The sequence below is a fragment of the Olavius algarvensis spirochete endosymbiont genome (genome assembly GCA_900608495.1).
Classification (GTDB): Bacteria; Spirochaetota; Spirochaetia; order DSM-2461; family DSM-2461; genus UBA2779.
The window spans coordinates 1-11,681 of the sequence record UWYT01000260.1 but is presented as its reverse complement, the minus strand read 5'-3'; the positions used below and the strand labels follow the sequence as shown (position 1 = coordinate 11,681).

General features: G+C 48.5%; 8 protein-coding genes and 1 pseudogene. 7 read left to right on the top strand and 2 right to left on the bottom strand.

The genetic code is table 11. The features are described 5' to 3' along the window. The 7 genes and pseudogenes from S1OALGB6SA_RS10335 to S1OALGB6SA_RS07950 form a co-directional block, all read left to right on the top strand. A pseudogene (locus S1OALGB6SA_RS10335) lies at positions 1 to 438 on the top strand (L-sorbose 1-phosphate reductase); the annotation flags it as partial. Beyond that, the gene (locus S1OALGB6SA_RS07975; protein ID WP_124033120.1) at positions 419 to 2,221 is read left to right on the top strand and encodes an L-fucose isomerase; all 1,803 of its coding nucleotides are present in this window, start codon (positions 419 to 421) and stop codon (positions 2,219 to 2,221) included. The pseudogene S1OALGB6SA_RS10335 and the gene S1OALGB6SA_RS07975, both read left to right, overlap by 20 nt. Positions 2,222 to 2,228: 7 nt before the next feature. After that, a complete protein-coding gene (locus S1OALGB6SA_RS07970) occupies positions 2,229 to 3,728 on the top strand; it encodes an FGGY-family carbohydrate kinase (RefSeq protein ID WP_195910378.1) in 1,500 nt (499 codons plus the stop codon). Beyond that, the gene (locus S1OALGB6SA_RS07965) at positions 3,694 to 4,698 is read left to right on the top strand and encodes a metal ABC transporter substrate-binding protein (protein ID WP_124033118.1); all 1,005 of its coding nucleotides are present in this window, start codon (positions 3,694 to 3,696) and stop codon (positions 4,696 to 4,698) included. Before S1OALGB6SA_RS07970 ends, S1OALGB6SA_RS07965 begins: the two co-directional genes overlap by 35 nt. 679 nt (positions 4,699 to 5,377) lie before the next feature. Then, a complete protein-coding gene (locus tag S1OALGB6SA_RS07960) occupies positions 5,378 to 6,352 on the top strand; it encodes an NHL repeat-containing protein (RefSeq protein ID WP_195910377.1) in 975 nt (324 codons plus the stop codon). A gap of 1,105 nt (positions 6,353 to 7,457) precedes the next feature. Beyond that, positions 7,458 to 8,270 carry a metal ABC transporter ATP-binding protein gene (locus S1OALGB6SA_RS07955; protein WP_124033116.1) on the top strand — a complete coding sequence of 271 codons (813 nt, stop codon included), beginning with the start codon at positions 7,458 to 7,460 and terminating at the stop codon, positions 8,268 to 8,270. A 23-nt stretch (positions 8,271 to 8,293) separates the two neighbouring features. Next, positions 8,294 to 9,079, top strand: a complete 786-nt coding sequence (locus S1OALGB6SA_RS07950) for a metal ABC transporter permease (RefSeq protein ID WP_230204503.1) — start codon at positions 8,294 to 8,296, stop codon at positions 9,077 to 9,079. Positions 9,080 to 9,736: 657 nt separating this feature from the next. On the opposite strand, the gene S1OALGB6SA_RS07945 is transcribed toward S1OALGB6SA_RS07950, so the two are convergent. Beyond that, on the bottom strand, positions 9,737 to 10,555 hold the full coding sequence (locus S1OALGB6SA_RS07945; protein WP_124033114.1) for a ZIP family metal transporter: 819 nt from the start codon (positions 10,553 to 10,555) through the stop codon (positions 9,737 to 9,739). Positions 10,556 to 11,063: 508 nt separating this feature from the next. Further along, positions 11,064 to 11,681, bottom strand: a 618-nt coding sequence (locus S1OALGB6SA_RS07940) for a S49 family peptidase (RefSeq protein ID WP_124033113.1), incomplete at its 5' end; no start/stop codon positions are given.

Sequence of the window (11,681 nt, the reverse complement as noted above, 5' to 3'; positions counted from 1 at the left end):
ATGAATTTCTTTGCCGGCCCTACGAATGCCGAATTTTCAGCCAGAATAAACTTCTACGCCATGCATTACTCGGCTCATCATATCGTCGGCACCAGTGGTGGGAACATCGAAGATATGAGGATTTCCCTTGAGCTGATGAAGGAGGGCAGGGTAAACCCTTCTGTTATGATTACTCATGTTGGCGGACTTAACGCAGTTTCTGAAACCACACTCAATTTGCCGAAAATTCCAGGTGGCAAGAAACTTATATACACGAACGTAAATTTGCCCTTAACCGCAATCGATGACTTTGAACGGCTCGGTGATTCTGATGAATTCTGGGCGGATTTGGCAACGATATGCGCCGGAAACAAGGGCATATGGAATGATGAGTCGGAGGATTATCTTTCTGCCAAGGCGCCGATTATTGGAGGTTACAATGGTTTTCAAGAAGGCTGAAATTGGTAAATGGCGGTATCGCGGGGAGCGGCCCAGAATCGGCATCCGTCCCACGGTCGATGGGCGTTTGGGTGGGATTCGCGAGAGTCTTGAGGATCGCACAATGGAAATGGCTAGAGCGGCTGCCAAGCTTATCTCGTCGAATCTGAGATATGTTGATGGATCGGCGTTTGAATGTGTTGTGGCTGATACCTGCATAGGGGGTGTGGCTGAGGCAGCCATGGCCCAGAATAAGTTTGAAAGAACCGGAGTGGGGGTTTCGCTGACGGTTACACCTTGTTGGTGCTATGGTTCGGAGACTATGGACATGGATCCGAACACCCCCAAGGCTATTTGGGGGTTTAACGGCACCGAGCGACCCGGAGCTGTATATCTGGCAGCTGTACTTGCCGCCCATGCCCAAAAGGGAATCCCCGCGTTTGGGATTTATGGCAGGGAAGTTCAGGATTCGGATGATGTCAGCATAACGGATGATGTACAGGAAAAAATTCTCCGTTTTGCTCGAGCCGGTGTGGCGCTTGCTACGATGCAGGGTAAGAGCTATCTATCGGTGGGCTCAGTTTCGATGGGAATCGCTGGCTGTATCGTGGACGAGAGTTTTTTCCAGGATTATCTTGGGATGCGCAACGAATATGTTGATATGAGCGAGCTGAGCAGACGCATAAACAAGGACATTTTCGATCCACGGGAATATGAGCTTGCCCGTTCCTGGGTGAAGCAAAATTTGAAGATGGGGATGGATCCGAATGATATCGCCAGGCGACACAGCGATAGCGAGAAGGAAGCTGAGTGGGACGTTTCAGTTAAGATGACCCTAATAGTAAAGGATTTAATGAGCGGCAATCCTGTACTCGATGAACTTGGATTCAGTGAGGAGGCTCTCGGCCATAATGCCATCGCTGGTGGTTTTCAGGGACAGCGTCACTGGACGGACTGGATGCCCAATGGTGACTTCATGGAAACCATGCTGAACAGCAGTTTCGACTGGTGTGGTTTCCGCCAGCCATATGCGTTCGCTACGGAGAACGATACGCTCAATGGGATTAGCATGCTATTCGGCAATTTGCTTACCAATACTGCTCAGATTTTTAGCGATGTTCGTACCTACTGGAGTTCCGATGCTGTTAAACGGGTTACAGGTTGCGAACTCAGCGACCCTGCCTCGGCTGGTTTGATTCATCTAATCAATTCGGGTTCAACCTGCCTGGACGGTACTGGCGAGCAGTCGATTGATGGCAGGCCCGCTATCAAGCCATTTTGGAAAATCACTGAGGCCGAGGCGGAGGCCTGCGTCAAAGCTACCAATTTTTGTCCAGCCGATCTTGGCTATTTCGAGGGAGGCGGTTATTCAACTGATTTTCTTACCCGCGGCGGCATGCCAGTAACGATGAGCCGTCTGAATTTGGTTAAAAATCTGGGACCGGTTCTTCAGCTTGCCGAAGGGCAGACGGTGGAACTTCCAGATATGGTTCACCGGAAACTGGACGAACGAACAAACCCCACTTGGCCTACAACCTGGTTTACCCCCCGGTTAACCGGTAGGGGTAATTTCAAAGATGTTTATGCCATGATGGCGGCGTGGGGTGCCAATCATGGAGCTATCAGTTATGGGCATATAGGGGCGGATTTAATTACTCTGGCTTCGATGCTGAGAATTCCAGTTTCTATGCACAATGTCGATGAGGATGAACTCTTCCGACCGGTCGTGTGGAACCATTTTGGCATGGACAAAGAAGGCGCGGATTTTCGAGCCTGCAGTGTTTTGGGTCCACTCTACCGCTGATGAACTTATGAAATATGCCATTATTGCGTTGGATGTCGGAAAAACCAATAAAAAAATTGTCGTTTACGATGATGAAATGAGACACCTTGCGTTCAGAATTAGGGAAATCGGAACTATCAGAGTTGAGGGATTTGATGTCGAGGATGTGGATGCAATTTTCAAGTGGTTTTTGGGAGAGCTGAAGGAATTCGGGCGCAGTTTCCCAATACGGGTAATCACTGTAAGTGCCCAAGGTGCCACTGCTGTGTGTGTAGGTGCGGATGGAAGACCCAGCCTTCCGCCGATTGCGTATACGAATGAAGTAGATGTCGGAGTCCATAAGAGGTTTTGGGCGACGATGGGAGATGTGCATGAATTACAGCGCTTAACTGCGACGGCGGAGATTAAGCCGCTTATCAACCTTGGGAAACTTCTCTGGTTTCAAAAAGAACATTGGCCGGAGGATTTTGAGCAAACAGTTCATGTCTTGTTCTTTCCCCAGTTTTTTTCCTATCTGCTAAGCGGAGTTGCTTCGGCTGATATCACATATACTGGTTGCCACACTTTTCTGTGGGATTACAGCAAAAACAAATGGTCCTTTGTGGTTGATAAACTCGGTATAAGGGATATGTTGCCAGAAAGTCCAGGACTTCCGCACGATGGGCTTGGATGTATCAGCGCTGCGGTGGCGTCTGAAACGGGGCTGGCGACGAACACCCTGGTAACTCTGGGAATACATGATTCCAATGCATCGCTTATTCCTTATTTGATTAGTCAGAAAGAGGACTTCCTGCTTAATTCCACTGGTACTTGGTGTGTGGCTATGCATCCCGTCAAAACTGTGGAATTCGCTACAGAAGAGCTGGGTAAGATGGTTTACTACAACCTCTCCTATCAAGGTGATCCGGTGAAAACTTCGATTCTGCTGGGGGGGCTGGAATACTCCTTCTACAGCAATATACTTATGAAGCGACATGGGCGCTCAGACTGGCCTGTTTACGATCCTGCTATGTACAGCAGTATCTTGAAGGAACGGCAATCTTTCATCTTTCCCACCCTCATGCCCGGTACAGGTCAATTCCCGAACTCAATGGCCAGGGTGATTGATGAAGGTGAGGTTTTTCTCGCTGATGATTTAGTGAAAGAGAAACAGTGGCCCAGGGTTTTCGAAAACTATTTGAGAGGTTTTGCACTAGCCAACTTGTCACTTGCCATTCAAACCAGAGTTGCGCTGCGAAGGGTAGGTTTGGTGCCGGGGACAAAGATGTTTATTGAAGGCGGTTTCAGGCACAACAAGAACTATCTAGCCCTGCTTGGAGCCTTGCTCCCGGATAATCCAATTTATGTTACAACCCTCGAGGAAGCAACCAGTTTCGGATCCGCTCTCTGTGCAAAATCCCTTGTCGATGGAGTTGCACTTCCGAGTCTGGCAGGCTATGTCAATTTGAATAAACAACTCGTGCAGCCGGCTGCTTTACTTGAATTGGAGAACTATGCGGATGCTTTTATGGAATACCTTGATAATTGAATTCAGAAAATCGCGACTCAAACGACTGGGAAGGTGGCGCTTGAGTTGCTGTGTTTCCAGACTCAGTTTAGTACTGCTGTTTCTCGGAATGGGAGGAATGCAGTCTCTCCTCGCTTCGGGAGTGGAAGAAGGGAACGATTTGAGATTGGTTGCAAGCACAAGTTTCATCGGCGAGTTGTGCGAAGCACTTGCCGGCGATGATGCGCATATAAAGGTGCTGATGCCACGGCGGCTTAACCCTCATTCATATCAACCTGGCCCGGGGGATTTTGCAGCGATTGAAATTGCCGATCGGGTATTTATTCATGGTTTAGGCTTGGAACATCAGCTAAGCGATGCTTTTGAGGATTTGGATTATGGAGTGTTGGTTTCCATTATGAGTGATGTCGATATGCTGAGTGCAGATGACGACGAGCACGGTGGCTTCAATCCGCATTTGTGGCTCTCGCCGAGGAATATGATGGCTGGGATTCGAGCTATGCGGGCATCTCTCTCCGATGTCAATCCGGAGAAAACCAATGTATATATAGCGCGCGAAAAAGAATACTTGCAGCGGCTGAGTTTGCTCAATGCCCGAGTGCGAGAGGCGACTATGAGCTTAGACCAGGGAAGCAGACGTTTGGTAACCGGCCATCCCTTTATGGATTATTACGCGCGCGATTATGGTTTTGAGATTGTTGGACACATTGTCGATTCATTCAGTGATCAGGCTGAACCCTCCGCCCGCGAAATCGCAGAACTGGTGAATTTGCTGAAGGAAGAGGAGATCAGTGCGATTTTTATCAGCGATTCTGCGGATAGGGCTATGAAATTACTTGCTGAAGCCGTGGTGGCCGAATCCGGTAGGGAAATTCGGATTGTCGAATTGCTGGCGGAATCCTTGGCGCCAATCGGCGAGCGGGGCTCAAATTATTTTGACTTCATTATGTACAACACGGAGTTGATAGTAGAGGCTCTCAACGGGGAATAGCCAGGAGAGTTCAGCCATGTTTTTCAACGTGGGATAGGTCGGGTTTTCGCAGTGTTATTCGTGGGCTTTGTATTCTTGAGGGATGCAGTCAGGCAGAGACCATGATATGCGGCAAGGGTCTTCGGCCGGCTTCTCATGTCCGTGATCCGAAATCCTGCCAAAATGGTAAAACCCGCTATATTGCAGCCGGTCATGTTAAGGATGCGGCGATTTCAAGGCTGTCAATCTGGTAGCCTGCAGCGATGATAATGGCGCGAAATGAACAGTTAATACAGTCGACGAGTCTTACATCATTCAAATCGACAAAATCGAAGTCATTAGGTACGGTGTTGTCTGGGTACTGGGAAACGAAAGAAAGTGCTGAGGATTACGAAATTTGGTCGGAATTTTTAGAGTGAATGGTCGATTATTATACCGAAGCAATTTGCATAAGCGACTGCGAGATTATTCGGGAGGAACTTGTGTGCAGACGCTGATAGCCGTGGTTTTGGAATTCATACGATTATGTCGAATGCAACAAATACGACAGTATGTCGTTTAGAACGGCACAGAATATTGCAGATTTGACAAGGATGGCCTGCGCAAACTGATAGCATCGCTCAGTTCTGATAAATGCATGGGGGGCCAACAAACCAAAATTCGATTTTCCCTTTCCCTGTGGGGGATTAAGGAGAAAAAAATGGAAGAAAGCTACAACACAGTGGCGCAATTTGATTCCCCCTATAGCGTAACTGTGGATTTAAACGGAAATCTCTATGTGGCAGATCAACTTAATCATTGCATTCAGAAGATTACGCCAGCGGGGGTAGTAAGCACTCTTGCCGGCAACGGTACGGAGGGTTATAAGGATGGTACAGGCCAGGCGGCAAAGTTCAACTGCCCCCTCGGCATAACCGTGGATTCATCCGGAAATTTCTATGTGGCAGATCAACTCAATCACTGCATTCGGAAGATTACGCCGGCAGGGGTGGTGAGCACCCTTGCCGGCAACGGCAAGGAGGGGTATAAGGACGGCCCCGGCAGCGCGGCACGGTTTATGAGCCCTTATAGCGTAACTGTGAATTCAGATGACAATGTCTATGTGGCAGATACATTTAACCACTGCATTCGGAAAATCACGCCGGCGGGGGTGGTAAGCACCTTTGCCGGCAACGGCAAGGAAGGTTATAAGGACGGCTTCGGCAGTACGGCACAGTTCAACTCCCCCATCGGCGTAGCGGCGGATTTTGACGGCAATGTTTATGTGGCAGATACATTCAACCATCGCATCCGAAAGATCACACCAAGGGGTGCGGTCAGCACTCTGGCTGGCGGCAAAAAGGGTTATGAAGATGGTATCGACACAGAAGCGCAGTTCAACCTCCCCACCGACGTGGCTGTGGATTCGGATGACAGTATTTATGTGGCGGATACGCTTAATCACTGCGTACGTAAGGTTACACCGGCGGGGGAGGTAAGCACCCTGGCCGGAATCGGTACGGAGGGTTATAGAGACGGCCCCGGCAGTGAGGCACGGTTTAACTACCCCACCGGCGTAGCGGTGAACTTCGACGGCAATATCTATGTGGCAGATACAAACAGCTATCGCATACGGAAGATCACACCAGCGGGGGTGGTAAGCACCCTGGCTGGCAGTGGCATGTGGGGGTATTAAGGATGGCACTTGCCACTGATTAATACTCCTCCCGTAGGGGAGGATGAGGAGAACGTGATGGCAAAAAAGTTTAGTCTGTGAGATTAAATGGAATCATCACTTTCACATATTCGATTCAAATAGACATCGCGTCTGAAGGGATAAGGCGGAGCAAAGTCCAGCCCTGGCTTCCGGGTTTTCTGGAACTTGAAACCGAGTAGACGACTCGACTGATCTTTGTCGAACATGTTGGATTTGATGTGCTTCTCTTGAAATCAAAGTCTGAAGCAAAAACTTTCCAGGGCATCATATCCAAGTTGAGGGTACAGATGTACTGCCTTCCGATGGCTTTCAATACCTGACTTGTACGTCCGAGCACAAGCTATCTGGAATCAACACCGTCATATAAATCGTTGTCATGCATGAGAAACCCGATACGAGCTTTATGTTCAGCAGCGAAAGGGGCATCGAAGCAAAATTTTTTTATCTTTGCCGATTTGTGCGCAGATGTGTTGTATCGATCAGTTCCTTCCTGAATGAATTTGTGTGGAATCATCAAGCGGAAGCTTGAGTACTCTGGGGCAGTTTGTTTGGCACTTGGGAATTACTTAGCCCCAAATATACATCTCATGAAGGACATTCCGCCTTGAGAGTCAATACTTTATATTCACAGGATGCAATTCTTGCGGTACCAGTTGATTATTGCTTTCGTTTCGCCATAGAATTCTGAAAAAGATGAGGATGACTTTCCTAGGGTTGCAGTTTTTGCGATCCTTTTCCATACTTGGAAAGGTGTAGGGCATGTTACAAAATTTTTGCACGTTGTTATCTGGGGCCGGCTAAATCATGTCGCTGCTATGGTGTTTATGCTGAACTAGAGGGCCGGAACCCTCCATGGAGGCTGACTACACAGATTCGATGAGCCAATTCTTTGATACATGGCAGGTTGAGAAGTTCAAAGTCCCTTGTGGATATTGTCTGGAAAGTGCAGATAAAGACTATACCTCCTCATCAAGAAAACCTTAGATGAGGTGAAGGACGACCGCTTCCACGGGAGTCCAGCAGTGGCTTCGATACAGTGTATGCTATTACGATAGTTTCTTGAGAAGGAGGATAGCCGGCAGGGGTGTCTAACCGTGGTTTTAGTTATGGAGGGAGCTGCGACCTTACGATTGAGAATGTTCGAACTGTTCTGAGTTTTAAGGGAGTTAGCCATTGTTACGAGCAATCAGGAGAGGAAACGCTTAGCGATATCTGGCTAAATATCAGTTCGGGGGAACGAGTGGCTCTTGTGGGTCCTAACGGTGCCGGAAAATCCACTTTGTTCAAACTCATCCTGGGCCTGGAAAAACTTGAGCGTGGCGAGATTCGGGTGTTTGGTCACCCTGTGGCAAGGTGCTTGCACCGTGTGGCCGTAGTTCCTCAGAGCAGTACTGTAGACTGGCACTTTCCAATTAGTGTCCGGGAAGTAGTGATGATGGGCAGGTACGTGCATTTGGGATGGTTCAGAAGTCCTGGAGCCGTGGATAGGGAAGCGGTGGAATCGGCAATGGAATCCATGGGAATTTGCGATTTAGCGGATCGGCGAGTGGGTGAGCTTTCAGGTGGCGAAAGGCAGAGAGTGATGCTGGCCCGAACCCTGGCACATGATGCCGATCTGATGCTACTTGATGAGCCACTGAATCATGTTGACCTTCATACTCAGGAGATGATTTTTCACACACTGGAAGCATTGAGTGCCAAGGATAAAACTGTTATTGTGAGTACTCACGATTTAGGAGTACTGGTGGTGCATTTCACAAGAGCTTTGTTTTTAGACAGGAAGATAATTGCGGATGGTCCGCCGAAGGAAGTTCTCACTCCTCAAACGATTGCAAGAGCCTATGGCTTTGAATTCCATAAGGACTATCAACCTTGGGAGAAATCCTCGAATTCCTAGTTGAACCTCTACGGTATAGCTTCATGCTTCGAGGTTTGTTAGGCGGATTACTAACCTCTCTTTCTTGCGCGGTATTGAGCGCATTTGTGGTTTGGAGGGGAATGTCGTTTATGGGAGAAGCGATATCCCACTCGGTATTGCCGGGAATTGTGTTGTCCTATGTTTTGGGTATCAACCTTTTTTGGGGGGCTCTTGCTGCTTCGCTTCTAGTTGTTGTGGGAATTAGCCTGATAAGCAGTTATGGCTTAGTGGGTGAGCAGACAGCGATAGGCGTTGTGTTTGTTGGATTTTTTGCCTTCGGGATTTTGCTCTTGAGTAAGGTGGCGAGCGCCAGCGATCTTAGCCATATACTGTTCGGCAACGTACTGGGCGTTTCCAAGGAAGATTTAATCATCATGGGACTGGTGGCTAGCGTGGTGATAGCGGGAATTTCTCTTTCTTACAAAGAAGTCTTGACAGCATCGTTCGATCCGGCCCATGCGGCAGCCATAGGCCTCTCTCCCCACCTGGTTCGGAACATCATTCTGGTACTTCTCGCTTTAACCACGGTGAGCGCAATTCAGACAGTGGGAGTAGTGCTGGTGCTCGCTCTCCTGATTACTCCTGGCGCCGCCGCGTCCCAAATTTCTCGAAGACCAGGTAGAATCATCCTTTTCTCGGTAGTTATTGCCTCCTTTGCCATAGTTGTAGGCTTCTATGTATCCTATTACGCTAATCTGGCTTCAGGTCCGTCGATAGTGATAGTGTTGACTATTATTTTCGTACTTAGCGCTATTGGCTCGCGCATCAGAAGAGGGCGAATAGCTTGAGCTAGTTAGTTGCTTGCCGGGTTGTCGTTCCAACTGAGTTGTTCTATGTTTCCTCGCTGTAATCGCTGTGCTGGATTGACATTGGCATTCTACTTAATTCATGCTCTTATTTCCCAGGCAAGTTGATTGATTTCAAAGTCGTATTTGACGATCGGGCTGACATCCAAACAATCCATACTCGATTAGATCGACCAGTGCAGTGATGATTTTCGCTGCATGCTGTTTCAGCGGCATTGTTGATGCTCGGGATTATCGTTTTAGCTTTGTTTGAAAGGGAATTCGGGGTTTGACGGAGCAAGCCGGGAACCGGTCTATTTGGACCCCGTTGTCTCTTTGGTGAGGCAATGCAAGAGAGATACGCTTCGAGTTGAAAAATTTCAACAAGCTTGCGGACAGAGCAGGCAGCTCCCACCCGTCATGTCCCAGCTAATCCATGAACAGCAAGCATCGTTTCATATGAAAAACCATTACGCATCTTGATTTTTGGAGAATCGCAGTCTTTCTTGAAGGGCAGCCTTTCTTCCTTAACTTGATGAGAAGGCGGGATATCGGAATCTCAAATCGAAATTCGATTCGAGATTAACCCCTGAAACGCCTCTCTCAAGCAGAAGCAAAGTGCTTTGCCGGAACTTGTTACTATCTTTCCCACCAAAGCCGTTAACCAAGAGCCACATCCAAACTCATCATCACTATGAAGCCCGCAATCACACCCATTGTGGCCAGATCTATATTCTTGTTTTCGTGTGCCTCCGGAATCAACTCCTCAATTACTACATAAATCATCGCTCCGGCCGCAAAGGCGAGCGCATAAGGTAGAATGGGACGCATAGCCACTACAAGAAGTGCTCCGAGAACACCAAAAATTGGCTCTACCATTCCGGAAAATTGACCATAAACAAAGCACATCCGGCGTGATATCTTTTCTCGTCTAAGAGGTACTGAAACCGCCAAACCCTCGGGAAAATTCTGTATGCCTATACCTATTGCAAGCGCAACAGCCGTTGCCATCGAGGCACCCGGATAACCAACGGCAACCGCCCCGAACGCCACGCCTACGGCCAAACCCTCAGGAATGTTGTGTAGAGTAATCGCAAGAACAAGCAGTATGCTTCGATGCCAGCTAGTTCTAGGTCCCTCGGCGTCGGATCGAGGCAAATTTAGGTGCAGATGCGGAATAAGTCTATCCGAAACACGTAGGAAAACAGCGCCGAGAAAGAATCCAATGGCGGGTGGTAGCCAGGCAGGCATGCTCCCAATCTCCTCTGCTAGCGTAATGGCTGGCGCCAGGAGAGACCAATAACTAGCAGCTATCATCACACCACCGGTAAAGCCCAGCATTGCATCCAAAACTCTACGATTAATCTGTTTAAAAAAGAATACGCCCGCGGCACCCAGGGCCGTAACACCCCAAGTGAATAACGTGCCCAATAGCGCCTGTAATATAGGTGACTGAACTTTGAACCATTCTACAAGCATCTATAACTCCTGACATTCAGGAATACTAATGACATGCTGACAAGTTTGACAACTCCTCATTTCTAACTGCTGAAATATCTCATAGTACTCACGCAAAATTTCTATTCAAGCCAGTGAGCCTTTTCCCTGCTTATTCATGTAGTGATCTATCACGCTGATTAGTTCCTTTGTCTCAAAAACTGCAATACCGCTGTTTCAACGGACACTTTGCAAAATACTGCGTAGCAGCCCACAAGGATATCATGAACAAGTGTTTAGCTACATCATCCCGGCTCTATCTTTCGTGACTCTCCCGGCATCTTGCAAGAATTCCACCAGCAGAACCTGGATGGTAAGAACCATTGCTGGCAGCAAGACTTCGGGTATTGCGCGAACACGAACCCGGACGACGCCAGTGGCACAGCGGGCCGTGCAGAAGGCCCCGGCACAGAATTAGCCAAATTACCGGGTAGCCGTGGACTCGGGGCGATGTTGCGCCGGGGAACTGAAGCGCCGCAGCGTCCAGATGCTATGGTTGTTGAACATAGGGCATCAGATAAAGAGTGCGTTCGTCTTCAAACTTTGCCAGAGCTATGTGGAACTCGATTATATCTGCTAAATCTTGCGGGAGCAGATTTAGTAGTGATTCCTGTTGAATACCAAATATCTCAAGGGATCTTTGCATAGAGGTTAAACCTGGATTGATTTCGATTATGCGAGTATCTTTTTTTATGCCTTCCTTCGCGGCTTCGATTGCTTCGGTTAAACCACCAAGTTCGTCTACCAAGCCCCTGTCGAGTGCCTGGGCTCCGCTCCAAATCCTGCCTTCAGCCACCGTTTCTATGGATTCATTTGTGCTGTTTCTACCAATTGCCACCGCCGATACAAAATCATCGTATTCTTTCATCACCACGTCGGAAATATGCGTCAGTTCGGCCTCGCTTAGGGGGCGAAAAATATTCGGAAAGTCTGCTGATTCCGCCATCGCAACTGTATCAGTGCCAATTTCCAAATGCTTCAGCAATCCCGAAATATTGGGTATAATCGAGATTACACCGATAGATCCGCTAATAGTGGCGGGTGTGGCAAAAATCTTCGTGCCCGGCGAGCTGATTAGATAACCACCGGATGCGGCTCCCCCCGCCAT